General features: G+C 73.5%; 23 protein-coding genes. 14 read left to right on the forward strand and 9 right to left on the reverse strand.

Annotated elements, in window-relative coordinates:
- Positions 1-5: 5 nt before the first annotated feature.
- Positions 6-1,376, reverse strand: coding sequence for an enolase C-terminal domain-like protein (locus BLU27_RS24120; protein ID WP_092655914.1), 1,371 nt, complete (start codon positions 1,374-1,376; stop codon positions 6-8).
- A gap of 256 nt (positions 1,377-1,632) precedes the next feature.
- Between BLU27_RS24120 and BLU27_RS24125 the strand changes: the two genes are divergently transcribed.
- The 8 genes from BLU27_RS24125 to BLU27_RS24160 all read left to right on the forward strand — a co-directional run bounded on the left by BLU27_RS24125 (position 1,633) and on the right by BLU27_RS24160 (position 13,951).
- Positions 1,633-2,628 carry an aldo/keto reductase gene (locus BLU27_RS24125; RefSeq protein WP_092655915.1) on the forward strand — a complete coding sequence of 332 codons (996 nt, stop codon included), beginning with the start codon at positions 1,633-1,635 and terminating at the stop codon, positions 2,626-2,628.
- Positions 2,618-3,532: an amidohydrolase family protein gene (locus tag BLU27_RS24130; protein ID WP_092655916.1), complete on the forward strand. Its 915-nt coding sequence runs from the start codon at positions 2,618-2,620 to the stop codon at positions 3,530-3,532. Before BLU27_RS24125 ends, BLU27_RS24130 begins: the two co-directional genes overlap by 11 nt.
- A gap of 74 nt (positions 3,533-3,606) precedes the next feature.
- Positions 3,607-5,073, forward strand: coding sequence for a M81 family metallopeptidase (locus tag BLU27_RS24135; protein ID WP_092655917.1), 1,467 nt, complete (start codon positions 3,607-3,609; stop codon positions 5,071-5,073).
- Positions 5,074-5,156: 83 nt separating this feature from the next.
- Positions 5,157-5,996, forward strand: coding sequence for an ATP-binding cassette domain-containing protein (locus BLU27_RS24140; RefSeq protein ID WP_157728780.1), 840 nt, complete (start codon positions 5,157-5,159; stop codon positions 5,994-5,996).
- Complete coding sequence (locus BLU27_RS24145) at positions 5,989-7,572, forward strand: ABC transporter substrate-binding protein (protein ID WP_157728781.1); 1,584 nt, start codon at positions 5,989-5,991, stop codon at positions 7,570-7,572. Before BLU27_RS24140 ends, BLU27_RS24145 begins: the two co-directional genes overlap by 8 nt.
- Positions 7,566-9,356 (forward strand): hypothetical protein, encoded by a 1,791-nt coding sequence (locus BLU27_RS24150; protein WP_092655920.1) that lies wholly within the window; start codon positions 7,566-7,568, stop codon positions 9,354-9,356. The genes BLU27_RS24145 and BLU27_RS24150 overlap by 7 nt, the downstream gene beginning before the upstream one ends.
- 30 nt (positions 9,357-9,386) lie before the next feature.
- Positions 9,387-12,311: an NB-ARC domain-containing protein gene (locus tag BLU27_RS24155; protein ID WP_092655921.1), complete on the forward strand. Its 2,925-nt coding sequence runs from the start codon at positions 9,387-9,389 to the stop codon at positions 12,309-12,311.
- Between the two features lie 68 nt (positions 12,312-12,379).
- Positions 12,380-13,951 carry a CehA/McbA family metallohydrolase gene (locus tag BLU27_RS24160; RefSeq protein ID WP_197681559.1) on the forward strand — a complete coding sequence of 524 codons (1,572 nt, stop codon included), beginning with the start codon at positions 12,380-12,382 and terminating at the stop codon, positions 13,949-13,951.
- A gap of 147 nt (positions 13,952-14,098) precedes the next feature.
- Here the strand turns inward: BLU27_RS24160 and BLU27_RS24165 are convergent, their stop codons facing one another.
- Both BLU27_RS24165 and BLU27_RS24170 read right to left on the reverse strand, forming a co-directional pair.
- On the reverse strand, positions 14,099-14,464 hold the full coding sequence (locus tag BLU27_RS24165) for a HesB/IscA family protein (protein ID WP_092655922.1): 366 nt from the start codon (positions 14,462-14,464) through the stop codon (positions 14,099-14,101).
- Positions 14,465-14,599: 135 nt separating this feature from the next.
- Positions 14,600-15,706, reverse strand: coding sequence for a glycerate kinase family protein (locus BLU27_RS24170; protein ID WP_241827612.1), 1,107 nt, complete (start codon positions 15,704-15,706; stop codon positions 14,600-14,602).
- 102 nt (positions 15,707-15,808) lie between these two features.
- On the opposite strand from BLU27_RS24170, the gene BLU27_RS24175 reads away from it, so the two are divergent.
- Positions 15,809-16,693 carry a GNAT family N-acetyltransferase gene (locus BLU27_RS24175; protein WP_092655924.1) on the forward strand — a complete coding sequence of 295 codons (885 nt, stop codon included), beginning with the start codon at positions 15,809-15,811 and terminating at the stop codon, positions 16,691-16,693.
- 34 nt (positions 16,694-16,727) lie between these two features.
- Here BLU27_RS24175 and pspAB read toward each other — a convergent pair whose 3' ends face one another.
- The 4 genes from pspAB to BLU27_RS24195 all read right to left on the reverse strand — a co-directional run bounded on the left by pspAB (position 16,728) and on the right by BLU27_RS24195 (position 19,513).
- Positions 16,728-17,297, reverse strand: coding sequence for a PspA-associated protein PspAB (gene pspAB / locus BLU27_RS24180; RefSeq protein ID WP_092655925.1), 570 nt, complete (start codon positions 17,295-17,297; stop codon positions 16,728-16,730).
- Positions 17,298-17,382: 85 nt separating this feature from the next.
- Positions 17,383-18,285 (reverse strand): zinc metalloprotease HtpX, encoded by a 903-nt coding sequence (gene htpX / locus BLU27_RS24185; protein WP_092655926.1) that lies wholly within the window; start codon positions 18,283-18,285, stop codon positions 17,383-17,385.
- A 128-nt stretch (positions 18,286-18,413) separates the two neighbouring features.
- Positions 18,414-18,692, reverse strand: a complete 279-nt coding sequence (pspAA, locus tag BLU27_RS24190; RefSeq protein WP_092655927.1) for a PspA-associated protein PspAA — start codon at positions 18,690-18,692, stop codon at positions 18,414-18,416.
- Positions 18,689-19,513, reverse strand: a complete 825-nt coding sequence (locus tag BLU27_RS24195) for a PspA/IM30 family protein (RefSeq protein ID WP_092655928.1) — start codon at positions 19,511-19,513, stop codon at positions 18,689-18,691. The genes pspAA and BLU27_RS24195 overlap by 4 nt, the downstream gene beginning before the upstream one ends.
- A gap of 332 nt (positions 19,514-19,845) precedes the next feature.
- Here BLU27_RS24195 and BLU27_RS24200 point away from each other — a divergent pair, with 332 nt between their 5' ends.
- Positions 19,846-20,442: a DUF3043 domain-containing protein gene (locus BLU27_RS24200; protein ID WP_092658190.1), complete on the forward strand. Its 597-nt coding sequence runs from the start codon at positions 19,846-19,848 to the stop codon at positions 20,440-20,442.
- Positions 20,443-20,496: 54 nt separating this feature from the next.
- Here the strand turns inward: BLU27_RS24200 and BLU27_RS24205 are convergent, their stop codons facing one another.
- Positions 20,497-20,706 (reverse strand): hypothetical protein, encoded by a 210-nt coding sequence (locus BLU27_RS24205; RefSeq protein ID WP_092655929.1) that lies wholly within the window; start codon positions 20,704-20,706, stop codon positions 20,497-20,499.
- A gap of 523 nt (positions 20,707-21,229) precedes the next feature.
- Here BLU27_RS24205 and BLU27_RS24210 point away from each other — a divergent pair.
- From BLU27_RS24210 to BLU27_RS24225, 4 genes are read left to right on the forward strand one after another with little or no spacing between them, the layout of a single operon-like run.
- Positions 21,230-22,009 carry an SCO2322 family protein gene (locus BLU27_RS24210; protein WP_092655930.1) on the forward strand — a complete coding sequence of 260 codons (780 nt, stop codon included), beginning with the start codon at positions 21,230-21,232 and terminating at the stop codon, positions 22,007-22,009.
- Positions 22,010-22,013: 4 nt separating this feature from the next.
- A complete protein-coding gene (locus BLU27_RS24215) occupies positions 22,014-23,159 on the forward strand; it encodes an energy-coupling factor transporter transmembrane component T family protein (protein WP_092655931.1) in 1,146 nt (381 codons plus the stop codon).
- A complete protein-coding gene (locus BLU27_RS24220; RefSeq protein WP_092655932.1) occupies positions 23,156-24,829 on the forward strand; it encodes an ABC transporter ATP-binding protein in 1,674 nt (557 codons plus the stop codon). The genes BLU27_RS24215 and BLU27_RS24220 overlap by 4 nt, the downstream gene beginning before the upstream one ends.
- Positions 24,826-25,797: an ECF transporter S component gene (locus BLU27_RS24225; protein WP_092655933.1), complete on the forward strand. Its 972-nt coding sequence runs from the start codon at positions 24,826-24,828 to the stop codon at positions 25,795-25,797. The genes BLU27_RS24220 and BLU27_RS24225 overlap by 4 nt, the downstream gene beginning before the upstream one ends.
- Here BLU27_RS24225 and BLU27_RS24230 read toward each other — a convergent pair.
- Complete coding sequence (locus BLU27_RS24230) at positions 25,752-26,315, reverse strand: ATP-dependent Clp protease proteolytic subunit (protein WP_092655934.1); 564 nt, start codon at positions 26,313-26,315, stop codon at positions 25,752-25,754. The two genes, BLU27_RS24225 and BLU27_RS24230, sit on opposite strands and share 46 nt — an antisense overlap.
- Positions 26,316-26,353 lie beyond the last annotated feature (38 nt).

The raw sequence follows: 26,353 nt of genomic DNA on the forward strand, positions 1-26,353 counted from the left end.
TACGCTCAGCCGCCGACCGCGACCCCCGCGGGCCAGGGCCCACTGCCGCCCTCGTCGTTCACGACGGTGCCCGCCGGTGCCGGCGAGCCCGCCCACACCGGACCCTCCGGATAGCGGTAGTCGGCCAGCGTGGCCGGGCGAAGCTCCGCAGACATGCCGGGCGCGGTCGGCGCGGCGTAGGCGCCGTCCACGATCCGCACCGGGTCGACGAAGTGCTCGTGCAGGTGGTCGACGTACTCCACCACCCGGTCGGGCCGGTGCCCGCCGACGGCCACCTCGTCGAACATCGCCAGATGCTGTACGAGTTCGCACAGGCCGACTCCTCCGGCGTGCGGGCACACCGGCACGCCGAACTTCGCCGCCAGCAGCAGGATCGCGACGTTCTCGTTCACCCCGCCGACCCGGGCCGCGTCCGGCTGCAGGACGTCGATCGCACCCGCCTGCAACAGCTGCTTGACGATGACGCGGTTCTGGGCGTGCTCGCCGGTCGCCACCCGGATCGGGGCGATCTCGCGCCGGATCGCGGCGTGGCCGAGCACGTCGTCGGGCGAGGTCGGCTCCTCCACCCACCACAGGTCGAACTCGCGCAGTCGGCCCACCCAGCGCACCGCCTCCGCGACGTCCCAGCACTGGTTGGCGTCCACCGCGATCCGGACGTCCGGGCCGACCGCCCGGCGGGCCACGCCCAGGCGGCGCCGGTCGTCGTCGACGTCCCGGCCGACCTTCAGCTTGATCTGGCCGAACCCGTCCGCGACGGCCTGCCGGGACAACCGGTCGACGGTCGCGTCGTCGTACCCGAGCCATCCCGGCGTGGTGGTGTACGCCGCGAGGCCACGTGCACGCAGGCGTTCCTCGCGGGCGGCCCGGCCGGGTTCGGCCGCCCGGAGCAGGTCGAGCGCCTCCTCCGGCGTGAGCGCGTCACGGAGGTAGCGCCAGTCGACCAGGCCGACGATCTGCTCCGGCGTCATGTCCGCGAGCAGTTTCCACACCGGCAGGCCCGCGCGGCGGCCGGCGAGATCCCAGACGGCGTTGACGACAGCACCGATCGCCATGTGCATCAGCCCCTTCTCGGGACCGAGCCAGCGGAACTGCGAGTCGTCCACGAGGTCGAAGTAGACCCGGCCGAGGTCGGCGCAGATCTCCTCCACGTCCCTGCCCACCAGGGCCGGGGCGAGCGCCCGGATCGCGGCACACTGCACCTCGTTGCCCCGGCCGATGGTGAAGGCGAAGCCGTGTCCGTCGGGCCCGTCGCTGGTGCGCAGGACGACGTACGCCGCGGAGTAGTCGGGGTCGGGGTTCATTGCGTCGGAGCCGTGCAGCTCCAGGGATGTCGGGAACCGCACGTCGTGTACGTCGACCGCGACCAGTTTCGCCACCGGGTCACCTCGTTCCGGATGTCTGGGGGGGTTGGCTTCTTGTGGCTGCTTCTTTCGGGCATGGCGGTTCGCAACGTCGGCCGGACTACCGGAGACGGCCGCGCACGCGACCAGCCGAATCGTCAGACGACCACTAGGATCCGGAGTCAGCTTGCCACGTGGCCGGGCGGGGCCGGTCGACTGATCGCGGCGAGCGGCCGTCGGACCGTACGCCACGCCCCTGCCGTGTGCGAAGCAACGCGAAGCGAGGCGAAGCATGGGCAAGCGGGCCACGCAGCGGCACCGGCTGGGCACGAGCGACGTGGAGGTCACCCGGCTGGGGCTGGGAACCGCCCCGCTGGGCGGGCTGTTCACCTCCGTCGCGGACGAGACCGCGACCGCGGTGGTGAAGGCCGCGCTGGACGCCGGCCTCAACTACCTGGACACCGCTCCGCTCTACGGGCACGGAACCGCCGAGCGCCGGGTGGGCGCCGCGCTGTCCGGAACCGGCCGTTCGGAGTACGTCCTGTCCACGAAGGTGGGCCGGCTGATCGTGCCCGCGGAGGGCGCGGACGGCGGCGAGGGCGGGCCGAACGCCAACGGGTACGCCGACGCACCTCCGTCGGAGGCGGCGTTCGACTACAGCCGGGACGGCATCCTGCGCTCGGTGACCGAGAGCCTGGAACGCCTCGGCCTGGACCGGGTGGACATCCTCTACATCCACGACCCCGACGACCACGAGGAGGAGGCCCTCACGGTCGCCTACCCCGCGGTCCGCGAGCTCCGCGACCAGGGCGTGGTGCGCGCGATCGGCGTCGGCATGAACCAGTCCCGCATCCCGACCCGGTTCGTGCGCGAGACCGACGTCGACGCGGTGCTGCTGGCCGGGCGCTACACGCTGCTGGAGCAGCCAGGGGCGGAGGACCTGCTGCCGGCCTGCCTGGAGCGGGACACCTCGATCGTGATCGGCGGTGTCTACAACTCCGGTCTGCTGGCCGACCCCCGGCCGGGCGCGACGTACAACTACGCGGAGGCGCCGGCGCACCTGATCGCCCGGGCACAGGAGCTGGCCGCGATCTGCGAGCGGCACGGCGTACCCCTCAAGGCGGCGGCGATCCAGTTCCCGCTGTGGCACCCGGCGGTGGCGACGGTCCTCACCGGCGCACGGAGCGTGGCCGAGCTGGAGGAGAACCTCCAGATGATGGAGTACGACGTCCCGGACGCTCTGTGGGACGACCTCGCGGACGCGGGGGTGAAGCGGTATGGCGCCTGACGCCGGCGCCGGCTCGGCCACCTCCGGCAGGGTGGGCGGCCCTGGCGGGGCGGCCCATCCCGGCGGCGTGGATGCCCACCACCACGTCTGGGACCTGTCCGTCCGCCCGGAGCCGTGGATCGCAGGGCCGCAGATGGCCCCGATCGACAAGACGTTCCACCTGTCCGACCTCGAGCCGCACGCGAAGGCGGCCGGGGTGACCCGGACCGTTCTGGTGCAGACGGTGCCCGATTTGGACGAGACGCGGGACTTCCTCGCTCTCGCCGAGGGCAGCGACCTGGTGGGCGCGGTGACCGGCTGGGTCGATCTCACCGCGGACTCGGTGGCCGACGATCTCGCCGAACTGGCCGCCGCGCCGGGCGGTCGCTTCCTCCGCGCCGTCCGGCACGGGGTGCAGGGCGAGGAGGACCCGGCCTGGTTGTGCCGCCCCGACGTCCGGCGTGGCCTCGCCGCGGTGGCGGGCGCCGGGCTGCGCTACGAGCTGCTGACGTTGCCGGAGCAGTTGCCGGCGGCGGTGGAGACGGTGGAGGCACTGCCGGAGGCGGCGTTCGTCCTCGACCACTGTTCCAAGCCGGAGATCGCCCGGGGCGAACGCGAGCCGTGGGCAGGACTGATCCGCCGGCTCGCCGCGTACCCCAACGTCACCTGCAAGCTGTCCGGGCTGGTGACGGAGGCCGACTGGGCGTCCTGGGACGTCGCCACGCTGCGGCCCTACGTCGACGTGGTGCTGGAGGCGTTCGGCCCGGACCGGGTGATGTTCGGCTCGGACTGGCCGGTGTGCCTGCTGGCCTCGTCGTACGCCGACTGGGTGTCGGCCGCCCGGGAGCTGACCGCGCACCTGGACCCGTCCGAACGCGCCGACGTGTTCGGCGGCACCGCCCGCAGGGTGTACGCGCTGGACTGAACCCGGCTCGCGCCCCGGACTCACCGCCTACTCCGAGATCCGGGCTGTCCCTGCCCTGGTGTAGAACCTCCGGCATGACCTACCGCATCGCCATCGCCGGCATGTCCACCGAGTCGAGCACGTTCACCACCCACCGCACCGGCCTGGCCGACTTCCGTGTCGGCCGGGGCGAGGAGCTCGCCGACCGCTACCCGTTCCTGGCCGGCTGGCGGCTGCCGGAGCATCCCGAGGTCGAGTTCGTCCCGTTGCTGCAGGCGTCCGCGCTGCCGGGCGGCCAGGTGCTGCCGGAGGTGTACGACGCGATCGAGGCGGAGATCCTCGAGCGGCTGCGGGCCGTGCTGGACGAGGGCGAGCTGCACGGGTTCTACTTCGACATCCACGGCGCGATGGCGGTCGAGGGCCGGCGTGACGCGGAGGCCGCGCTGGCGCACCGGATCCGGTCACTGGTCGGTTCGGACTGCGTGATCTCGGCGTCGATGGACCTGCACGGCCAGGTGTCGGAGGACCTCGCGGAGACCGTCGACCTGCTCACGGCCTACCGCACTGCTCCGCACCTGGACTACGTCGAGACGCGCGAACGGGCGGTCCGCAACCTCGTCCGGTGCCTGGTCGAGGAGATCCGGCCTGTGCGGGCGTGGGTGCGGGTGCCGGTTCTGCTCCCGGGCGAGAAGACCAGCACCCGGGTGGAGCCGGCGAAGTCCGTCTACGCCTCGGTGGAGGAGGCCGAGCGCCTCGACGGCGTCATGGACGCCTCGCTGTGGGTCGGGTACGCCTGGGCGGACGAGCCGCGGTCGGCGGCGACCGTCGTGGTGTACGGCACCGACCAGGGCGTGGTCAGCGCCCAGGCCGAGCGGATCGCCAGGGCCTGGTGGGACGCCCGGCACGAGTTCGAGTTCTGTGCCCCGGCGGGACCTGCCGACTGGTGCGTGGCGCAGGCGTTCGAGTCCGGCCAACGGCCGTTCTTCGTCAGCGACTCCGGGGACAACCCCACCGCGGGCGGGTCCAACGACGTCGCCTGGCTGCTCGGCCACCTGCTGGCCACCCCGGCGCTGGCCTCCGGTGAACGCACCGCGATCTGGGCCAGCTGCGTCGCCCCCGACGCCGTACGCACCTGCGTGGACGCCGGTGTCGGCGCTCGGGTCGATGTCCAGGTCGGCGGTGTCTTCGGCGGCGGCGAGCCGGTGGCGATGAGCGGCGAGGTCACCCACGTCACCCGCGACGACCAGGTGGGCGGTGACATCGCGGTGGTGCGTTCCGGCGGGGTGTCCGCGGTGCTCACCAGCAGGCGCAAACCGTTCCACTACGTCGCCCACCTGCAGGCGCTCGGGCTGGAGCCGGCCGACCACGACCTGACCGCCGTGAAGATCGGCTATCTCCAGCCCGACCTCTACCAGGCGGCCAAGGGCTGGGTGCTGGCGCTGACCCCGGGAGGCGTCGACCAGGACCTGCTCCGGCTCGACTACCAGCACGTCGTCCGGCCGGTGCACCCGCTGGACGACGACCTCGCCGACCCCGACCTGACTCCGGTGATCTTCGGGTAGGTCGCGGGGTGAGCATGATCATCTAAGGTGGGCTACCTGTCTGTCGGGTGGGCTACCTGTCGGCTGTCGGCACGGGGAGCGGCATGGCCGGATTGCGACTGGACGACCTCAGCGTCGAGGGCGTGTGCACGTCCTGGTCGCTGACCGTGCCCGTCGGCACCGTCCGCGCGGCCGTCGTACGTGACCAGGAGTCGGTGCGCGACCTGCTCGAGGTGGTGCTCGGGCTGGTCGCACCGACCGGCGGACGGGTACTCGTCGACGACGTGAACGCCCTGGAGCAACCCGACGACCACCACCGGCGCCGACGGCACCGGGCCGGCAACGACGACCAGTGCCGGGTGCGGTACGTCCCGGCCTCGGGCGGACTCGAACCCGGGCTGACCCTCCAGCAGAACCTCACCCGCGCGAGCTGTCCCACGGTCCGGGTGTCCCGCCGGCGGGCGGCCGCGCAGGCCCGGGACACCGCGACCCGGCTCGGGCTGCGCCGACTGCTGGGTCGCTACCCCGAACAGCTCACCGTGGGCCAGCGCCAGCTCGCCGGGTTCGCGATGGCGCTGTGCTGGCGGCCGTGCGCGCTGGTGGTGGAGGACTCCCCCGACCTGCCCACGTGGGACGCGGCGCTGGAGTTCGAACGCCTGCGGCTGGACCCGGCGGCTGTGCCCGGGCCGAGGGGGCTGTTCGCGGAGGTGGCCGGGCTGGTGCTCACCACCGACCCGGCCCGCACCCGGCTGCTCGACCCGGACCCGGTTGGCGTACAGCCCGCGAGTGTCGCCGGCCTTGGGGACAGGCGGGGCGACCACGACAGGAACGACGACGACGGCGACGACGACAGGGGCGACGGCGACGGCGAGCCGTCCGGCCGGGCCGGTGAGCGCGTCGGAGGCACGTCCCGGGACACTGGCCGCGGCAGCCGCCATGCCTGAGCCGCTCGCGCCGACCCGGCGAGCCGTCCTGCGCGCGGCGGCCCTGACCCCGCTGGCCGTAGCCGCCACGGGCTGCGGCGGGTCCACCGTCCTCGGCGACCGCCCCACGGTTCGGGTCGCCGTGAGCTGGAGCGCGGGTGAGCTGGGGGCGTTCCGCGACGTGCTGGCCGGGCTGAACCACCTGCCCGGCTTCGGGCCGATGACCTACGACGTGACGCCGGTGCCGTTCGGGGACGACATCGGGACCGCGCCGGCGGCGCGCGGCGCGGGACGGCTGGACCTCGTGATGCTGCCGCTTCCGGGTGAACTGCGCCGCCACCTGGACACGCTGGCGCCGATCCCCACCGACCTGTGGCCGGACTCCCCCGTCGGGTCGGCCGGGTCCGCCGCTCGATACGCACCAGTGTGGCGGTCGCTGCTGTTCGCGGCCGGCCCGCGCGCGAACGGTCCCGGCCGCCTCCTGCCGTACGGCCTGCCGTTCAAGATGTCGAACAAGTCGGCGGTGTGGTACGACCGCGACCTGTTCCGCCGCCTGCACCTGCGGCCGCCGAGCACCTGGGCCCAGTGGCTGCGGCTCAACCAGGCCCTGCGGTCGGCAGGCCGGCGCCCCCTCGCCCTCGGCGTGGCCGACGGGTGGTCGCTCACCGACTTCTTCGAGAACGTCCTGGTCGGCACCTCGCCCTCGACGTACGAGCGACTGGCCCGCGACCCCGCACACCGGCCCGCCCTGTGGGGCAGCGCACCCGTGCGGGCGTGCCTGCGCCGCCTGGCCGACCTGTGGAGTCCGGCCGGAACACTGGCCGGCGGCGTGACCGGGTCGCTGGTCCGGCAGTTCCCCGAGGCAGTGCTGGAGGTGTTCGGCTACCACCGGGCCGCGATGGTGGTGGTGGCCGACTACGCCGAGCCGTACGTACGCCGGTTCGCCACAGGTGACGGCGACAACTCCCCCGGCAGGTCCTCCTCCGGCAGGCTCCCCGCCGGCCACGGATCGGTGCGCGGGTCCGGCGGCACCGACGACCCGGGCCGCATCGGGGTGTTCCGCTTCCCGCGGATGTCGTCCGACCTGCCTGCGCCGCTGGTCGCCGGCGGCGACGTCATGGTGCTCACCCGGCCCGCCGGTCCGAACGCTGTCGACCTGCTCCGCCGGCTCGCCCACCCGCTCGCCCCACGTCCGTGGATCGCGAGTACGGGCGGCTTCATCGCCGCGGACCACGACACGCCCGCCGGCTCGTACTCGCCGCAGGCCGCACCCCTCGCGGCCGAACTGCGCACCGGCACCTTCCACTTCGACCTGTCCGACCAACTCGGCGCGGTCGGTTCCCGGGAAGGCATGTGGCGGGCGCTGAAGGACTTCCTGGTCGACGTGTCGCCGGAGCACGACGGCGGCGAGGGCCGGACCGTGGACGCGGCCGTCGAGCGGTTCGTCGCCCGGATGCGGCTGGCCGAGGAGCGCGAGCGGGCGTCCGACCCCGAGGACCCCGAGGACCCCGGAGACACCGGAGACCCCGGAGACCCCGGAGACCCCGGCGGCACGTCCCGGGACACCGGCACCGGGACCGGAGGCGGCCGATGGTGATCCACAGTCACCGCGGCCTGCGGCTGGAGGTCACCAGCCGGCCGATGTCCGGCCCGCTCGTCCCCGGCGGCCGCGGCTTCGCCGGGTTGTACGCAGCCCTGCTCGTGGCGGCCGCCACGCTCCTGGTCGCGCTGCTGGTGGTCCCGACGCTCCTCACCGCCGGCTCGGCGCTCGGGTCGCCGCGCCGGCCGCACCTCGGGTACCTCGCCCAGGTGTTCACCGACGGGGACTCCCGACGGGCTTTCCTGAACACCATCGGCTGGCTGGTGGTGGCGCTGGCACTGGTGCTGGTCGGCTTCTGGATCGCGCTGCTCAGCCGGCGGCTCGGCCGCTGGTCGGTGGCTTTCCTCAACGTGCTGATGTTGCCGTTCGGCCTGTCCGCACTGGCGTCCGGCGCGGCCTTCCGGATCATCTTCGACCCCGCACCCGAACGCGGAACCGCCACCGCCATGCTGACCTACCTCTTCGGCGGCAGCCCGGTCTGGCTCGGCCCGTGGTGGGTCTGGTGGGTGCTGGTGTCGGCGTTCGCCTGGACCTGGCTCGGCTTCGTGGTGTCGTTGTTCCGGGCCGGCCTGGAGGCGATCCCGCCCGAACTCATCCGCCGCGCCCGGTTGCAGGGACCGACCGGCCGACTGGACGGCGTGTGGCGACTTCAGTGGCGGATGCTCCGGCCGGTCACCGCGGTCATCGTCCTCACCCTCCTCGTCGCGGCCGCCCGGATCTTCGACCTGGTGCTGATCGTGGTGCCGGTGCCGATGCAGGACGAGGTGGACGTGGTGTCGGTGCGCTGGTGGCGGCTCACCACGTCGGCCACGGAGCAGGGCGAACCCGCAGCGATCGCGCTCGTCCTGCTCGCGGTGGTGGCCGCAGCCGCACTGGGCGCCCGCAAGGGAATGCGCATCCCGCACGGCGTGCCCCAGCCGCCTCCGCCGTGGTGGCGCCGCCAGTTGCTGGCCGGCTGGCGGCGCCGCGTCCCGTGGCTGAGCGCCACGGTCGGGATCGCGGTCAGCCTGCTGTGGGCGTTCCCGTTGTTCGTACTCCTGGCGACCGCGATCCGCGCACCGGGCGACGCCGGCATGCTCGGCTGGTGGCAGCCCGTGGGCCACCTGCTCAGCCTCGCCTCGCTGGCGGAGGTGTGGAACGCCGGACTGCCCGGCGCGCTGCTCGGAACCCTCGGCGTGGCCACCGGCTCCGCGCTGCTCGTGGTGAGCATCGCGGTGGTACCCGCACATGCGCTCGCGGCCGGGGTCGTACGCGGCCGGGCGCTCACCGTCGTCCTGGCCGTCCTCAGCGTCCTGGCCGTGCTGCCGGTGCAGATGTACGTGGGTCCGCTGCGCCAGGCGTTCACCGCGGTAGGCCTGACGGGCTCACGGCTGCCGCTGGTCCTGATGCACGCCGCGGCCGGGCTGCCGTTCGCCATCCTGCTGCTGCGGGCGGCGCTGTCCGCGGGCAACGAGGGCCGCTACGCCGACGCGTTCGGCGGCCTGACCGGCTACCGCACCGGGGCGACCCGCGTGTGGCGTACCACCGGGCCGGCGCTGGTGGCGGTGGCGGTGGTGGAGTTCGTCCTGGTGTGGGACGACTTCATCGTGAGCTTCCTGGTCAGCGGCCCGGGCGCCAGCCCGCTCACGCTCGTGCTGTGGGGCGAGGCGCGGCAGTTCGCCACCTCGACCGGGCCGGTCGCCGCGGCGGCGGTCGTCTCCGCGGCAGTGCCGTCGATCCTCCTGCTGCTGACCTGGCGGCGCTGGGTGGTCCCCGGCCTCACCGGCGGGGTGTTGCGATGAGCGGGGTGCTGCGATGAGCGGGGTGCTGCGATGAGTACGCCGCCGGTGGACGACCGGCCACCGAGCGCTCTGCCGGAGACCGGCACCGCTTCGGCCGGGCCGGGTCAGGGCCCGGGCGGCCCTCCGTCGGGCCCCGGCTACCAACCGGGCTCGGTGCGACCACCCGAACGCGCCGTCCCCGCCGAGGTCACCGATCTCGGCGGCCCAGAGCCGTGGATGCTGCGCCGCCCGCGTTCGGGTCCGCTCCACTTCCTCCTGCGCAGCACCAGCGCGATCGCCCTGGCACTGCTCAGCGGCGTGGCGGTGAACGTCCTCACCGACGTGTGGAACACCAGTCCCCTCGGCACCGACCTCAACGGCGCGGTGCGGACCGGACTGGTGGTGGTGCTGGTCGGTGTCGGACTGGTCACCGTGATCCTCCGGGTGCTCGAGCGGCGGCGCGCCCAGGCCGCCGGCCGGGGCAGGGAGCCGGCGCTGGTCGCCCCGGGTACGCCCATCCGGCCCGCCTGGCACCGGGCCAGGCCGGTGCTGGACGACCGGGACGCCGCCGTCGCGCACGGGGTCCGCGCCCTGCGCGAGCACGGTGTCGCCGCGATCGTCGGCGAGCCCGGCACCGGCACCTCGGCGGTGGCCGACGGCGTCGTGCACGCCCTCCTTGAGCTGGGCACCATCCGGGCCGGCCAGGTCGCGCCGTTCGACCTGCGCGGCTGGGCGTGGGAGCCGGACAGCCCGCTGACCCTGGCGAGCCATCTGCTGCCGGCGTTCGGGCAGACCGCGCCGACGTCGGACGCCGACCTGCCGGAGGCGGCCCGCCGGCTGCACGGCGTACTCACCGAACGCCGGGTACTGCTGGTGCTGGACAACCTCACCGCGACCAGCCAGCTGGAGTGGCTGGCACCGGTGCTGTCCGCCCGGCCGCGCGAACCCCGGCTGCTCGTGGTCGGGCGGCCGGGGCTGGCCGAGCTGTTCGAGCCGTTCGAGGGGGGCGAGCCCGCAGTGCCGTATCAGGCGGCCCACGTCGGCCCGGCCGACCAGTCCGCTGGTCCCGACGGCGACGGAACGCCCGTCCGGCCGTACGAAGTGGTGACGCTGGCGCCGGTGGGCATCGAGACCCTCCGCGCGGTCTGGGTGGCCGCGGGCGGACCGAGCGACCTGCCCGGTGGCTGGCTGGACCGCGTACTCCCCCGCTGCGGCGGCCTCCCCAAGGCAGCACACGACCTCGCCCGCGAGTTCACCCGTCCGGGCGCACCGTGGACGCCGGAGGAACTCCTCAGCGCGTTCGGCGCGTTCCGCGCCAAGTCCTGCCGGCCCGGGATGGAGGCGGTCTGGACCGCGATCCTGGAACGCACGGGGGACAGCCTGTCCCGGCGCGGCAGGTTGCTGCTGGGCGCGCTGGCCGAGCTCTCGGTGACAGAGCTCACCGTGGAGGCCATCGAGGCGGTACGCGGCAGCCTGGACGACCTGATCGAGATCCTGGAACGCGGGGAGGACCCCCTACCGGGCAGGCAGGTCGAGCCCCCACCCGATCCGGTCGCCGAACTGCGTGACCGCCGGCTCATCCGGGAGACCGCGGCCGGGCGGTACCGTCTGCCGGACGAGATTCGGACGGTGGTCCGCGCACTGGGAAACTCCTCAGAGGGCGCTCCGGGCGCGGCGGTGGCCCGGCAGGCACTCGTCCGCCACTACGCAACCCTGGCCCACACCTGGATGCGGGCGCTGGACTCCCCTCGTGGCGCCGCGGCGGCGGCCCGGTGGTTCGAGACGACGGAGCCACTGCTGGACGCACTGCTGGCGGGCGCTCCACGCGACGAGGAGCCCGGGCTCGATGCAGCAACGGCCACAGGATGGGGCGCGAGTTCCGGGCGCGGACCGGATGCCGGGCACGGAATCGGCCTGGGTGCCGGTGGGCGTGCAGGTCCGGGTGCCGGTGCGGGTGCGGGTCTGGGTTCCGGCCTGGTCGACGACCTCTGCGCCCTCGCCGACGCCCTGGACTGCTGGCGCGCCCGGACCGGCCGGCCCGGCGACCCGGGCGGACAGCCCGCGGAGTTCGTCCGCGTCCTGCGACGGTCGCGGCGGCCGGACCTCGCCCAGCTCGCCGGGATCCGGCACGCCGCCGCACTGCGCCAGGCGGGACGGCTGGCCGAGGCGGAGAGCGAACTCACGCGGGTCGCGCACACCCGGCTGCCGGTCCGCAACCGCAGGTACGCCTCCGCCCTGCAGGCACGCCGGCACCACGAGACCGCGCTGCACCTGCTGGCACTGGCCGCCGCCACCGACGATCCGACCGCCGCGGGAGTACGACTGCGCGACGCCGAGCAGGAGCTCTACCTGTGCTGGGCCGCACTGCCGGTTCGGGACGTGTCCGGCGAGGTGACCACGCTGCTGACGATGGCGGAGGTCCACCTGCGCCAGGGACTGCCCGACCGGGCGCTGGACCGGCTTGACCTGGCCGAGCTTCGGGCCGCCGACAGCGCCGACCCGAGTGGACTGGCGTACACCCACGAACTCCGCGGCGTCGCCGCCTGGATGCAGGGCAGGTCCCCGGCGGCGGTCGTTCGCTGGCAGCGCGCGCTCACCGGGTTCCGCCAGATCGCCGACACCACCGGCCAGGCCAGGTGCCTGCAGCACCTCGGCTCGGCCGTGCTGGTCGCCCCCGAGCTGACCGGGCTGTTGCTGGAGGAACGCCGCCGCCCGCACGACGAGGTGGCAGCGGCCCGGCAGGCGCAGGTCTGGCTGGAACGCAGCCGGCGGCTGCGCAGCGGGCCACCGACCGCGGTGGCCGAGGGGTACCTCACGCTGGCACGTCGGCACGCCCGCCGCGGCGGTGTCGTGTCGCCGCCCGGGCCGGAGGAACTCCCCTCCGATCCGCAGCCGCCGCGGCCGGAGTCCGTGCCGGCCACCCGGATCGGCCGGTTCCTCGCCGGCTTCGGCCGCCGTACCTCCTCCCCCCACTGAACCTCGGAGCCTGCGGCCGGTCCCGGCACCGGCTTCACCATCGCGGTACCGCAGCCATACTCGGACCCGTGACGTTCTCCGCGGACACCCCATCCGAGCCCGAAGCCGCCACCAGCCGGCGGGACGACCTCACCCGGATCCTGGAGGGCCGGCTGGGGCCCGGCGCGCCCGACTGGGTCTACCTCCCTGTCGACGTTCCCCGCGGCGTCGCCGAACTCGCCGTCCGCTACGAGTACGACCGGCCCGCCACCCCGCCCGGCGTACCCGGGAACGCACTCGACATCGGCGTCTTCGACCCGCGCGGGCACCGCGGCGGGGACCCGGCCGGGTTCCGCGGCTGGTCCGGCGGCGCCCGCGACGCGTTCGTCATCTCCGCCTCCGACGCCACCCCCGGCTACCTGCCGGGACCGATCCAGCCCGGGACCTGGCACGTCGCGCTCGGCCCCTACACTGTCGCGCCGCAGGGCCTCGCCTACCGGGTCGAGGTGACGTTGCGTCCCGGCGAGCCCGGTGAACCGTTCGTTCCGAACCCCGCCCCGCTCCGAGCGACCGGTCGTGGGCCGACGTGGTACCGGGGCGACCTGCACACGCACACCGTCCACTCCGACGGCGTACGGGAACCGGCCGAACTCGTCGCCGCCGCACGGTCGGCCGGCCTGGACTTCGTCGTCTCGACCGAGCACAACACGACCTCGGCCCACGGCGTCTGGGGCCACCACGTGCCGGAAGACCTGCTGGTCGTCAATGGCGAGGAGGTCACCACCCGCAACGGCCACCTGGTGGTGGCGGGCCTGCCGGCGGGTACCTGGATCGACTGGCGGTTCCGGGCCGTCGACGGCGTGCTCCACCGGGTCGCGGAGGCGCTGCACGGGTTCGGCGGACTGGCGATCGCGGCCCACCCGTTCTGCCCGTACGTCGGCTGTGCCTGGAAGTTCGGCTTCGCCGAGGTGGACGCGGTGGAGGTGTGGAACGGCCCGTGGACGCCCGACGACGAGGTGTCGCTGCGGCAGTGGGACGCGGCCCTGGTCGCAGGCGGCGCGGGCCTCGACGGCGGACGGTGGCTGCCCGCCGTCGGCAGCAGCGACACCCACGCCCACGGCGACACGGTCGGACTCGGCCAGACGGTGGTGTGGGCTGAGGACCTCAGCCGGGACGCGATCCTCGCCGGCGTGCGCGCGGGCCGCAGCTACGTCGCGGAGTCGGCCGCCGTGGAGGTGACCTTCCAGGCGACCGGCGCCGGCCGGACCGCCGGCATCGGCGAGCGGCTGCCCGTCGGGTCCGACGCGCCGGTGGAACTCGCGGTGACGGTACGCGGCGTCGAGAGCGGGTTCGTCCGCTTCGTCTCCGACGAGGGAACCCTCGCCCAGCTGCCGCTGCCGACGCCCACCGGGACGGGTTCGAGGCCGGCTCCGGCGGGCGACTCTCGACCCGAGGTCGACGGTCAAGCTGAGGTCGAGGTCGAGGCTGGGACAGAGCAGGGCGAGGCCGCCCAGGTCACGTGGACCACCACCGCCGCGGTCTCGAAGTACGTCCGTGTGGAGGTACGCCACACCTCCTCCCAGCCGACCGTCTTCGAGGGCATGGCGGCGTTCACCAACCCGATCTTCCTCGGCGTGGACCACCCGGCGGAGCGGCACTGAGCCTCACCGGGAGCCGGCGCGGCCACATCGGGAACGACGACGGCCCCACCGGTGCGGACACGAGGTCCGCCCCGGTGGGGCCGTCAAAGGCTCGACAGCCGTCAGCTACGCCGACCCGCCGGTAAGGGACAGGTCGTGCGGTTGGACTCAGTGGAAGGAGTCGCCGCAGGCGCAGGAGCTGGTGGCGCTGGGGTTGTCGATGGTGAAGCCCTGCTTCTCGATGGTGTCGACGAAGTCGATCACCGCACCCTGCAGGTACGGAACGCTCATCCGGTCGACGACCACACCGACGCCCCCGAACTCACGGACCGTGTCGCCGTCCAGGTCGCGCTCGTCGAAGAAGAGCTGGTAGCGCAGACCCGAACAGCCACCGGGCTGCACGGCGAGGCGCAGACGAAGATCGTCCCGACCCTCCTGCTCGAGGAGGCTCTTGACCTTCGACGCGGCCGCGTCGGTGAGCACCACGCCGTCGGCCTGCTGGTCCTGCTGGGTCACGTCGCCCTGAATGGTCATCCTTCGGACTCCCGTGGTTGTCCCGGAGATAGTTGTCGCAGGCTCAACGCCTGCGGGGGCACCGTACATTCCGATGCACTCGTCCATGGTCGCATAGTTCGGCCGGTACGACGTCCATCGGGACCTCGAAGGGCCTCAGCGTGACCAGGTTCGCGCCACCCGCCGGGCCAGCTCGACCAGACTGTCCCGTGGCGCGCCGAGAGCCCGCTCCCGGCCCACGAGTTCCACCAGCGAATAGGCGGATTCGACGCCCATCGTCCGCATTTCCCGGATTCCGACCAGCACCTGCCCGGCCAGTACTACGCAGGGCCGGATCGCGTCCCCGGCCACCGCCGCGACGCCGGAGACCACCTTGCCGCTGGCCGACTGGAAGTCGAAGGACCCCTCACCGGTGAGCACCAGGTCCGCCGCCCGCGCCCGCTCCGGCAGCCCCACCGCGGCCGAGATCGTCTCGATGCCGGGCACCCGGGTGCCACCGAGCAGCAACACCGCGTAGCCGAGACCGCCGGCAGCGCCGGCGCCCTTCGCGTCGGCCAAAGACCGGTCGGCCCGGTCGGCGAAATGTTCCAGGGCCGCGTCCAGGGTGACCCGGCGTTCCTCCGCGACACCCTTCTGCGGGCCGAAGACGTTCGTCGCACCTCGCAGGCCCAGCAGGGGGTTGTCGACGTCGCTGGCGGCGAGGACCTCGACTCCGGCGAGCCGCGCCCGGGCGGGCGCTAGGTCGAGCGCCGTCACCCCGGCCAGTGCCGCGCCTCCGGACGCCAGGGCCCCGGCCGGCTGCGCGGTCGCACCGAGCGCGGCGAGCAGGCCCGCACCCGCGTCGTTGGTGCCGCTGCCGCCGAGGCCGAGCACCAACCGGCGAGCGCCCGACTCCAGGGCGGCCGCGACGAGTTCGCCCACGCCGTACGTCGTGGCGCGTTCGGGGTCCCGGCGCCCGGGCGGGACCAGGTCCAGTCCGCAGGCCTGCGACGTCTCGACGTAGGCGGTGCCCTCGTGCAGCAGGACGGTTGCCGGGGTGGGTTCACCGAGCGGGCCGGTGACCGTGACCGCGAGCAGCTCACCGCCCAGTGCGGCGGACAGGACGTCGACGAAGCCCGGGCCACCGTCCGACATCGGGACGGTCACCACCTCGTCGTCCGGCGCCTGGTCGTGCCAGCCGGCGGCCATCGCCTGCGCGGCCTCCACCGCCGTGAGGGTGCCGGCGAACTTGTCGGGAGCGATCAACACGCGCACGGGCGCCATCCTTGCGGGTCGGCGCGGTCCACGCCGCTCCGGGGTGCTTGGGGGCGCCGCACCAACGCCGACCACCGGGTGCGGCGTAATGCCGAGTAATAGGGTCGGACCGTGTTGATCAGGCCGATGCGTGACGACGACATCGGGGCGGCGCGCGCGCTCACCCACGAGGAGCTGCAACTGAGCCGCTCGGCGACCCGGCCGGCCTCGCTGCCCGCCCCGCCCGCCGGCCCGCCGACGCCGGACTGGAGCGGCCGCTGGGAACGCCGCGCCAAGCACCTCCTGCGTCACGACGCGGAGGGATGCTGGGTGGCCGAGACCGACGGCGAAGTGGTCGGAGTGGCGATGTCGCTGCGCCGGGAGAAGCTCTGGGGACTGTCGGCTTTCTTCGTCCACCCGCAGGCACAGGGTGCGGGTGTCGGCGCGGCGCTGCTGGACGCGGCCCTCGGCTACAGCCAGGGCTGCCTGCGCGGCATCATCATCTCCACCGCCGATCCGCGAGCCGCCCGTCGCTACCGGCTGGCCGGCTTCACCCTGCACCCCACGATCCGGGTCGCCGGTACGGTCGACCGCTCGGCGATTCCGGTGGTGGACGGCGTACGGACCGGTGGGCCCGGCGACCAGGATCTGTGCGCCTCGGTGGACCGGCGGGTGCGCGGCGCCGCGCACGGCGTCGACCACGAGTTCCTGTGCGCGGAGTACGGCCTGCTGGTGTCCGACACCTTCACCGGGAGCGGCTACTGCTTCGTCGACCCGTCCGGGTCACCGGTGCTGCTGGCCGCCACCAGCCGCAAGATCGCCCAGCGGCTGCTGTGGGCCGCGCTGGCGGTGTCACCGGAAGGCGCGGACGTACATGTCGACTACCTCACCGCCGACCAGGAGTGGGCCGTCGACGTGGCCCTGGCTGCCGGGCTGTCCCTGCGGACCGAGGGCTACCTGTGCCTGCGCCACATGCGCCCGCCGGCGCCGTACCTGCCCTCCGGCGCGTTCCTCTGACCGCCCGCAGGCAGACCCCTCTCGGGCTCCCGGCTCACATGCCGGGCGCACCCCACACCGGGAACCAGCGGGACAGGTCCTGCTCGATCTTCAGGTCGTTGGCCACCAGGCCGCGAGCCTGCAGCTCCAGCGCGTTGTCCCGGCGTTCGCCGGACAGCGGCGCGAAGGGGTAGAACGCGCCGCGCTTGTAGAGGTAGACCAGCGCCAGCCTGCGGCCGTCGCCGTTGACGAAGGTGACCAGCGAGCACAGCAGGGACGGGCCGAACCCGGCCGCCTCCAGCGAGGAGTTGACCGCGTGCAGGTCGGTGACCAGGCCGGAGGTGTCCTCCGGGTCGTGGCGTACGACCAGCCAGGTGAAGCCGTAGTCGTCGGTGACCCGCTCGACCTTCGGGCCCTCGTCGGCGTCCAGCAGCTCCTGGATGTCGGCCTGGGTGGTCGCGAAGGCCCCGCCCTCGGCGGCGCGGTAGCAGACCGAGCCCACGCCGGTAGGCCGGAAGTCCGCGGCCGCCTGCAGCGTCAGTGCCGCCTGCGGAAGCCCGAACAGCTGGTCGAGGTCGGGCCTCTTCGGCTGGCTACGCCCGAGGAGCGCGTCGAGGAACTTCATGCCGGCAGCCTTTCGGTTCCGCTGGGGACGGAGCGTGGCCGTGGGCGCCCACGGTCAGCGGGCGCCCACGCGTGCGTCACTTCTTTCAGAGCATCGGCTTGCCGAGCTCGGCGCTCACCTGCGCCAGCCGGGCCAGGCGTTGTTCGGTCGTGGGGTGGGTGGACAGCAGGTTGCCCAGCGACCTCCCCACCGCGGCCGGGGCGAAGAAGAACGCCTGAGCCGGCTGGGACCTGCGCAGGTCCCGGGTGGGGATCGCGGACATGTCGCCGGAGATCTTGGTCAGGGCGGACGCCAGCGCCGAGGGCTGGCCGGTGAGGTAGGCACCGGCCCGGTCGGCGGCGAACTCGCGGTAGCGGGACAGCGCCCGGGTGAGCAGGAAGCTGATCACGTAGACCGCGATGCTGGCCAGCCAGACCACCGCGAACACCAGCGCGGCGTTGTTGTCCCGGCTGCCGCGGCCCATGCCGGAGTACATCCCGAACCGGGCGACCAGGCCGGCCAGTACGCCGAGGAACGACGCGATTGTCATCACCGCGACGTCGCGGTGGGCGACGTGGGACAGCTCGTGAGCCAGAACGGCCTCGAGTTCGGTGCGGTCCAGTTTCCTCATGATGCCCGTGGTGACACAGACCACGGCCTTGTTGGGGTTGCGGCCGGTGGCGAAGGCGTTCGGCATGTCCGTGGGCGCGATGGCTACCCGCGGCTTGGGCATGTCGGCGAGCGCGCACAGCCGGTCGATCACCGCGTGCAGCTCGGGCGCCTCGTCGGGAGAGACCTCGCGGGCCCCCATCGCGGCGAGGGCGATCTTGTCGGAGAAGAACCACTGTGCCAGCAGGAACCCGCCGGCGATGATGATCACCCAGGCGAGGTTCAGCCCGGCGGCGATGAGCCCGCCGACGGCCGCGACATACAGCAGGCCGAGCAGGAACATGACCAGGACCATCCGCGAGGTGAGGCCCCGGTCGGGTTGGAATCGTGTGCGAGCCATGTGTTTCACCGCTCCTTGAAGGGTCACTCATACGACGACGCGCGAGCACCAGAATGTTCCCGGCGCTCGCGCGTGTGACGTATGAGTTCGCTCACCTGCTGTGGTCGGGTTGGTGGACCCCACCCGATCTATCCGGGGATGAGGCCTTCCTCCCCCAGGAGCTCCTTCACCTCGTCGACCGTTGCGTCCTCCGGCGGCAGGAACAGGTCGGACTCCTCCAGCGAGTCGTCCGGCAGCTTCGTGCCCACCGCGCGTACCTGCTCGAGGAGACCCGTCAGGGCCCCCCGGAAACCTTCCTCGTCCCCGGCGTTGACCGCGGCCTCGAGTCGCGCGTCGAGCTCGTTCAGCGCGTCGAGGTGCTCGTTGGGTACCCGAAGCTGCCCCTCGCCGAGTATGCGGACGATCACGATCCCTCACCCTGCCTTTGTGGCTGGTCCGGTGCGGGCTGGGCGGACTGCTGCGTCGCGGACGGCGCTGCCTGCTCGCCCGGAGTTGCCTGTCCCTCGATCTGCCGGGCCGGGGCCGAGCCCCCGCCGAGCTGGGCCTTCATCGCGGCCAGCTCGCTCTCGACGTCGTTGCCCGACGCCATGCGCTCCAGCTCCAGGGAGATGTCGTCCTTGCTGGTGCCGGTGACGTCGTCCAGCGCGCCGGAGGCAAGCAGCTCGTCGATCGCACCGGAACGGGCCTGCAGCTCGGCCGTCTTGTCCTCGGCCCGCTGCACGGCGAGGTTGACGTCGCCCATCTCCTCGGAGATGCCGGTGAACGCCTCGCCGACCCGGGTCTGCGCCTCGGCAGCCGTGTAGGTGGCCTTGATGGTCTCCTTCTTGGTGCGGAACGCCTCGACCTTGGTCTGCAGGCGCTGCGCCGCGAGGGTGAGCTTCTCCTCTTCACCCTGCAGCGTGGCGTGCTGGGTGCTGAGGTCGCCGATCTGCTGCTCCACGCCGGACCGCCGGGTCAGCGCCTCACGGGCCAGGTCCTCCCGCCCCATGGACAGCGCCTTCTGTGCCTGGTCCTTGAGCTTGCTGGACTGCTGGTTGAGCTGGTTCATCTGCAGCTCGAGCCGCTTGCGGCTGGTCGCGACGTCAGCCACACCACGCCGGACCTTCTGGAGCATTTCCAGCTGCTTCGTGTAGGAGTAGTCGAGCGTCTCGCGCGGGTCTTCGGCGCGGTCCATCGCCTTGTTGGCCTTCGCGCGGAAGATCATCGCGAAGCGGTTGAGAATACCCATCGAGGTCGGCCGCCCCCTTCGTCTCCAGGCCGGTCGTGCCTCCCTGCCGCGGATGGCACGGGACGGCGTCGTGTGTGGGTTCACCCTATGCCGACGAACGTACAAGGGCGACCCCACCTCCCCCGGACATTTCCCCTAGACGAGCCGCGATCCCGCGGAGTTCCCGGCGGACTTCCTCAGGGGGTGTCCTGCGGAGTTTCCGGCGGAGTTTCCGGAGTGTTCTCCGGGGATTTCCCGGCGGAGCCCGTGGTCCGATCCCGCAGCGGACGGCACCGTCGGTGACCGCCCGGGCGGGCTGGGGCACAGATTTGCCGGACCGTTACTCTGTGGGCGTGTTCCGACGCCGTACGACAACCGAGGCCCCCGCCGAGACGGCCACCGAGCCGACGCCGTCCACGAAGGCCGGCGGCACCGGCGGCAAGGGACGCCCCACGCCCAAGCGCCGCGAAGCCGAGCAGGCCCGCAAGACCCGGGTCAGCGCGCCACGCGACCGCAAGGAGGCGATCCGCCAGCAGCGGGAGAAGTCCCGCTCGGAGCGCGCCAAGATCCAGCAGGCGATGGCCACCGGCGACGAGCGCTACCTCCCGGCCCGGGACAAGGGCCCGGTGCGGAGGTTCGTCCGCGACTACGTCGACTCCCGCCGCACCCCGGCGGAGTACCTCCTGCCGTACTTCCTGGTCATCTTCATCTTCATGACCTTGCCGATGCCGCAGGTGCGGGTGGTGGCGACCTACCTCTGGCTGGTGGCGATCATCATCGTGCCGCTGGACCTGCTCCTGTTGGGGCGGCGGCTGAAGAAGCGGCTGCGCGAGGAGTTCCCCAACGACAGCCACCGCGGCGCGCTGTCGTACGGCATCATGCGCTCGACCCAGATCCGCCGGCTGCGGATGCCGAAGCCACAGGTCAAGCCCGGCGGCGAGAAGATCTAGGGCGTACGACTGCCGGCCCGCCCGATCAGGTCCGGGGTCACCCCGGCTGGTCGGTCAGTCGGCGGGATGCAGGCTCATCGGGCCGTAGACCTCGCGCCCGGCTTCGAGCAACGTCACCTGGTCGACACCGCTTCCGGCGAGTTCGCGCCAGGTTTCACCGATCCAGCTCTCGGCGTCGCTCTGGGAGGGGAACTCGCGGCGGGCGAGCTCACCGGCGTCCACGGGGTTGCCCTCGGAATCTTCGAGTCGCCACGTCCAGGTCATGAAAGCCGAGCTTAGAGCTTTCCCCGGCTTCGCCGTGGTCTGCTTGGTCGGGCACGGCCGGGGTCGGTCGCACAGGAACCAGGTACAGGTCCTCAGGTCCTTCCCACCCGAACGTCTCGCCGAGTTCCGGACATCTTTGACTTCCCGGGCCGGCCGTGAGAGCGTCCGTCCTGCACGACGTCGTCGGGCGGGACCCACCGGGTCTCGCACGCAGGGAAAGCCGGTCCGATTCCGGCGCTGACCCGCAACCGTAGGCCGCGTGCCCGCACGTCCGTACGACCTGACCCGACCACCCGGTCGAGCCGGGCTCGAGCGAACTCACCGGGTGCCCGCGGCGAGCCGGAGCACCTGCCGACGACGACCGGCTCCACGACACCCGTCGAGGTCTGCGGGCGGAGCGCGGGTCACGCACCCGAGCCCTGCCCTCGGCTACCGGCGTTCCACGCCGCACGTAGCCGGGGGCGTTCTCATGTGTGGTCCCGGTTCCCTTGGCCGTGACCGCACCACGAGAAGAGGACATCGGATGAGGCTCGTTCCGAAGGTCACGCGGCGCTCCGCTGCGGCCTTCCTCCTGACCACCCTGGCGACCGTGCTGGCCGCCGGTCTGCTCGCCACGACCGTCGGCGCGGGCGTCGCGCAGGCGTCTGCGTACCGCTACTGGGGCTTCTTCCAGTGGAAGGACAACGCCTGGAAGATGGCGTCGGTCGGGCCCGGCTCGGTCATCCCGAAGGACGGCGCCGTCGACGGCTGGCGGTTCGCGGTGTCCGGTGAGAAGTCGCCGCCCCGGTTGCCGCGGGCGGCCGCCGACTTCGCCGAGCTGTGCGGCAGCAGCAAGGCACAGGCAGGCAAGAAGCGGGTCGGGGTCGTCCTCGACTACGGCGTGGCCGACGAGGCGCCCGGCGGGCAGCAGCCCGCGAAGCCCCGGGGCGCGTGCGCCGTCGTGGACGCCAAGGCGACCTCCGCGCAGGTGCTCGCCGCCGTCGCCGACGTCCGCGAGCAGAAGAGCCTGGTCTGCGGGATCGACGGCTTCCCGTCCAGTGGCTGCGGCGACCCGGTGAAGAAGGCACCGGCGGTCGCCTCGCCGGAGCCGACCGTGGCGCTCGCGCTGCCCGCCAGTCACACCGACGCCAAGGCGGGCAGGAAGGGGGAGGCCGGCGAACCCCGCGAAGGCGCCGGTGACCGCGCCGTCGACGCCGGGTCCGGCGGTCTGCCCGTCCTCCCCGTGGTGGCGGTCATCGTCGTCCTGCTTGGCGGCGGGCTGTTGCTGCTGCGCCGTCGACGTAACGCCGACCAGGGCGCCTGAGCCGATGCGCGCCGTCCACCGGCCCACGCTGCCGCGCACCCTGCATCCGGGTGCGTGGTGGCTGTGGGCGCTCGGCCTGGCGACGGCGGCGAGCCGCACCACCAACCCGCTGCTGCTGGTGCTGGTGCTCGCCGTCGCCGGCTACGTGGTGGCGGCCCGGCGTACCTCCGCGCCGTGGGCACGTTCGTACGGCGCGTTCCTGCGGCTCGGGCTGGTGGTCATCGCGATCCGGGTGGTGTTCCAGTCGCTGTTCGGGGCGGCGGTGACCGGGCGGACGGTGCTGTTCACACTGCCGCAGGTGCCGCTGCCCGGCTGGCTGGAGGGGATCCGGATCGGCGGCGCGGTGACGGCCGAGGCACTGGCGTCCGCGGCGTACGACGGACTCCGCCTGGCCGCCGTTCTCGCCTGCATCGGCGCCGCGAACGCGCTGGCCAACCCCAAGCGGCTGCTGGCCGCGATGCCGGGTGCGCTGTACGAGCTCGGCGTGGCCGTGGTGGTCGCGATGACCTTCGCCCCGCAGTTGGTCGGAGACGCCGCCCGGGCCCGGGCGGCCCGCAGGCTGCGTGGCCGGGCGGACCGGGGCCTGCGCTCGCTGCGCGCCACCGCCGTACCCCTCCTGGAAGGCGCACTGGAGCGATCGCTGGCCCTGGCCGCGGCGATGGACTCGCGTGGGTACGGCCGGGTGGGCCAGGTGCCGCGGGCCACCCGGGTGGTGACCGCGGTGCTCGTCCTCGGCGGCCTGGTCGGCCTGTGCGCCGGCGCCTACGGGCTGCTCGCCGCCGACGGCGGGCCGTTGTTCGGAGTGCCGATGCTGGTGGCCGGCGCTGCGGCCGCGGTGGCCGGGCTGGCGCTGGCCGGGCGGCGGGCCGTCCGCACGCGGTACCGCCCCGACCCGTGGGCGCTGCCGGAGTGGCTGGTCGCGGCCAGCGGCGTCGCAGTCGCGGCGGCGTTCACCTGGGCCGCGTCCACCGGCGTACCCGACGTGGTCGTCTCCGCCTCTCCCCTGACCCTGCCCGGACTGCCGGTGCTCCCCACCGTCGGCGCGCTGCTGGGGCTGCTGCCCGCCTGGGCCTCGCCCCCGCCGCAGCCGGCCACCGGCCCGTCCGCACCGTCGGACTCGTCCGGCCCTTCTTCGGAGGTGCTCGCGTGATCAGGTTCGAGTCGGTGACCGTGCGCTATCCCGGCGCCGCGTCGCCGGTCCTGCAGGACGTCACCTTCGAGGTCGCCGAGGGCGAGCTGTGCCTTGTCGTCGGGCAGACCGGCGCCGGCAAGAGCACGCTGCTGCGCGCGGTCAACGGGCTGGTGCCGCACTTCACCGGCGGGACGATGGCCGGACGCGTCCTCGTCGACGGCCGGGACACCCGTACGCACCGGCCGCGCGACCTCGCCGACGTGGTCGGCGTCGTCGGGCAGGATCCCCTCGCCGGGTTCGTCACCGACACGGTGGAGGACGAGCTGGCGTACGGCATGGAGTCGCTGGGGCTGCCGCCGGACGTGATGCGTACCCGCGTGGAGGAGACACTCGACCTGCTCGGCCTGGCCGGCGTACGCGGCCGGCCGATCGCCTCGCTGTCCGGCGGGCAGCAGCAGCGCGTAGCCATCGGCGCGGTCCTCACCACCCATCCCCGGATCCTGGTGCTGGACGAGCCGACGTCGGCGCTGGACCCGCAGGCCGCCGAGGAGGTGCTCGCCGCCCTCCAGCGGCTGGTGCACGACCTCGGTGTCACCGTGCTGCTGGCCGAGCACCGGCTCGAACGAGTCGTGCAGTACGCCGACCGCGTGGTGCTGGTCCACGGCACCGGCCACGCGCTGGAGGTCGGCCCGCCGGCGCAGATGATGGCCCGCTCCTCGGTCGCGCCGCCGGTCGTCGCGCTCGGCCGGCTCGCGGGGTGGGAGCCCCTCCCCCTCAGCGTCCGGGACGCCCGGCGAATGGCCGGGCCGCTCCGCGAACGACTGGCACCTCTGCCTCCACCGGTGCGGGCCGGCGTACCCCGGAAGGCGACGTCGAACAGCCGTCCCTCGATCGACACGGTGGCCTCGGTGGCCACCGTGCACGGGCTCACCGTGCGGTACGGCGGCCGCCGGTCCGCCCAACTGCCCGCGGTCCGCGACCTCGACCTCGACGTCACCGCGGGCGAGGTGGTCGCGCTGATGGGCCGCAACGGCGCGGGCAAGTCCACGCTGCTCGGCTCGCTGGTCGGCCTGGTTCGCCCGGTGGCGGGCACGGTCCGGGTCGGCGGGGAGGACCCGGTCGACCCGGCCACCGCCAAACCGCGCACGATCGCGCGGGCGGTCGGCCTGGTGCCGCAGGACCCGAGCAGCCTGCTGTACGCGGAGACGGTGGCGCAGGAGTGCGGCCAGGCCGACCGGGACTTCGACGCACCGGCCGGGAGCTGTGCCCGGCTGCTGGAGCGGCTCGCTCCCGGCGTACCCCCCGACCGTCATCCCCGCGACCTGTCCGAGGGGCAGCGGCTGTGCCTGGCGCTCGCCGTCGTGCTCACCGGGCAGCCGCCGCTGCTGTTGCTGGACGAGCCGACGCGGGGACTCGACTACACCGCCAAGGCGCGGTTGACGCGGATCGTGCGGGACCTCGCCGCCGCCGGGCACGGCGTCGTGTTCGCCACCCACGACGTCGAGCTCGTCGCGGAGGTGGCCACCCGGGTCGTCGTGCTCGCCGACGGGGAGGTGGTCGCCGACGGGCCGGTGGGTTCGGTGGTGGCCGCGTCACCGACGTTCGCACCGCAGGTGGCGAAGATCCTGCGGCCGCTGCCCTGGCTCACCGTCGCCGACGTGGCCGCCGCGCTGGAACCCGCGTCGTGACCGACGCCGGGACCACCGTCGTCCGGCTGCGGCCCCGGTCGGTCGCGGCCCTCGCGGTGGCCGGCCTGGTCGGCGTACTGGGGTTCGGTTGGCCGTTCCTGACCGGAGCCGGTGACCCGGCCGCCGCGTCCGGGGGTGCCGGCCCGAACGCGCCGTACCTCTTCCTGGCTCTGCTTCCCCTCGTCATCGCGGTCGTGCTGGCCGAGCTGACCGAGGGCGGCATGGACGCCAAGGCCGTCGCCATGCTCGGCGTGCTCGCCGCGGCCGGGACCGCGCTGCGGGCGCTCAGCCCGGGCACCGGCGGGTTCGAGCCGACGCTGTTCCTGGTGATCCTCGCTGCCCGGGTGTTCGGTGCGGGGTTCGGGTTTGCGCTGGGGTCGGTGGTGATCCTGGCCAGCGGGCTGGCCACCGGCGGCGTGGGTCCGTGGCTGCCGTTCCAGATGGTCGGCCTGGCCTGGGTCGGGCTGGCTGCGGGGCTGCTGCCGCGCGCGTCCGGCCGGGCCGAGCGGGTGCTGCTCGCCGGCTACGCGGCCGTGGCGGGGTTCGCGTACGGCGCGATGCTCAACCTGTCCTTCTGGCCGTTCTCCACCTCGCTGCCGGCCGGGATGAGCTACGCCGCCGGCGAGCCGGTGCTCACCAACCTCCGCCACTACGCGGCGTTCTACGTCACCACGTCGTTCGGCTGGGACTGCGTACGCGCGGTGGTGAACGCGGTCCTGATCCTGATCGCCGGCCGGGTGGTGCTCGGCACCCTGCGCCGGGCGGCCAGGCGGGCGGCGTTCGAGGCTCCCGCCGACTTCGAGGCTCCCGCCGACTTCGAGGCTCCCGTCGACTTCGAGGCTCCCGTCGACTTCGAGGCGGCGCACCCCGAGGCGCCGGCGCAGTCCGACGCGTTGGAGCAGTCGGGTCAGCCACCTCCGGCTCAGCCCACGGATCGGCCGGCAGCCACCCGTTGGGCCAGTCCGTAGCCGACGGCCTCCTCGGCGGTGAGGAACCGGCCTGTCCGCAGGTCGGCGGCGACCGACTCGGCCTGGCGCCCGGTCGCCTCCGACAGCAGGTCCACCAGGTCGTCGCGCTGACGGAGGTACTCCTGGGCGTAGGTGTCCACCTCGGTGGCGGTGCCGGTGCGCTCGGGCGCCTTCGGCTCGGCCAGCCGGAACCGCGCGTGGGGGTAAGCGACCCGTACCGGTGCCGCCGCGTACGCCGCGACCGCCGGGCCGCCCACCTCGCCGACCGCGACCGCGGTGAGCTCGGCGCGCAGCACCCGCACCGTGTCGGCCAGGCTGAGCGCGGCGCCCGGCGTGCCGTCGGGGCAGGACAGGTGCAGCTGGATCGGGTCGGGGGCCAGCGCCTCCAGAGTGAGCAGTTGGGCGGCGGTGCGGGTGGCGCGCTCCTCGTCGAGGAAACCCCGCGCCAGTACGACCCGGCGCGCGAACAACTGCTCGGCGACGTAGGAGTCGAAGGTCATCGCCCGGTCGTCCCTCATGACGGCTCCTCCGGTGTGGTCGGCCTCTACGGGCTGGT

It is taken from the genome of Actinopolymorpha singaporensis (genome assembly GCF_900104745.1).
GTDB classification, from domain to species: Bacteria; Actinomycetota; Actinomycetes; order Propionibacteriales; family Actinopolymorphaceae; genus Actinopolymorpha; species Actinopolymorpha singaporensis.

Excerpts from the sequence above, each read along its gene's own strand:
- BLU27_RS24125 (WP_092655915.1), top strand. The coding sequence starts at position 1,633 with ATGGGCAAGCGGGCCACGCAGCGGCACCGGCTGGGCACGAGCGACGTG.
- BLU27_RS24130 (WP_092655916.1), top strand. The coding sequence starts at position 2,618 with ATGGCGCCTGACGCCGGCGCCGGCTCGGCCACCTCCGGCAGGGTGGGC.
- BLU27_RS24135 (WP_092655917.1), top strand. The coding sequence starts at position 3,607 with ATGACCTACCGCATCGCCATCGCCGGCATGTCCACCGAGTCGAGCACG.
- BLU27_RS24140 (WP_157728780.1), top strand. The coding sequence starts at position 5,157 with ATGGCCGGATTGCGACTGGACGACCTCAGCGTCGAGGGCGTGTGCACG.
- BLU27_RS24145 (WP_157728781.1), top strand. The coding sequence starts at position 5,989 with ATGCCTGAGCCGCTCGCGCCGACCCGGCGAGCCGTCCTGCGCGCGGCG.
- BLU27_RS24150 (WP_092655920.1), top strand. The coding sequence starts at position 7,566 with ATGGTGATCCACAGTCACCGCGGCCTGCGGCTGGAGGTCACCAGCCGG.
- BLU27_RS24155 (WP_092655921.1), top strand. The coding sequence starts at position 9,387 with ATGAGTACGCCGCCGGTGGACGACCGGCCACCGAGCGCTCTGCCGGAG.
- BLU27_RS24165 (WP_092655922.1), bottom strand. The coding sequence starts at position 14,464 with ATGACCATTCAGGGCGACGTGACCCAGCAGGACCAGCAGGCCGACGGC.
- BLU27_RS24170 (WP_241827612.1), bottom strand. The coding sequence starts at position 15,706 with ATGGCGCCCGTGCGCGTGTTGATCGCTCCCGACAAGTTCGCCGGCACC.
- pspAB (WP_092655925.1), bottom strand. The coding sequence starts at position 17,297 with ATGAAGTTCCTCGACGCGCTCCTCGGGCGTAGCCAGCCGAAGAGGCCC.
- htpX (WP_092655926.1), bottom strand. The coding sequence starts at position 18,285 with ATGGCTCGCACACGATTCCAACCCGACCGGGGCCTCACCTCGCGGATG.
- BLU27_RS24195 (WP_092655928.1), bottom strand. The coding sequence starts at position 19,513 with ATGGGTATTCTCAACCGCTTCGCGATGATCTTCCGCGCGAAGGCCAAC.
- BLU27_RS24205 (WP_092655929.1), bottom strand. The coding sequence starts at position 20,706 with ATGACCTGGACGTGGCGACTCGAAGATTCCGAGGGCAACCCCGTGGAC.
- BLU27_RS24210 (WP_092655930.1), top strand. The coding sequence starts at position 21,230 with ATGAGGCTCGTTCCGAAGGTCACGCGGCGCTCCGCTGCGGCCTTCCTC.
- BLU27_RS24215 (WP_092655931.1), top strand. The coding sequence starts at position 22,014 with ATGCGCGCCGTCCACCGGCCCACGCTGCCGCGCACCCTGCATCCGGGT.
- BLU27_RS24230 (WP_092655934.1), bottom strand. The coding sequence starts at position 26,315 with ATGAGGGACGACCGGGCGATGACCTTCGACTCCTACGTCGCCGAGCAG.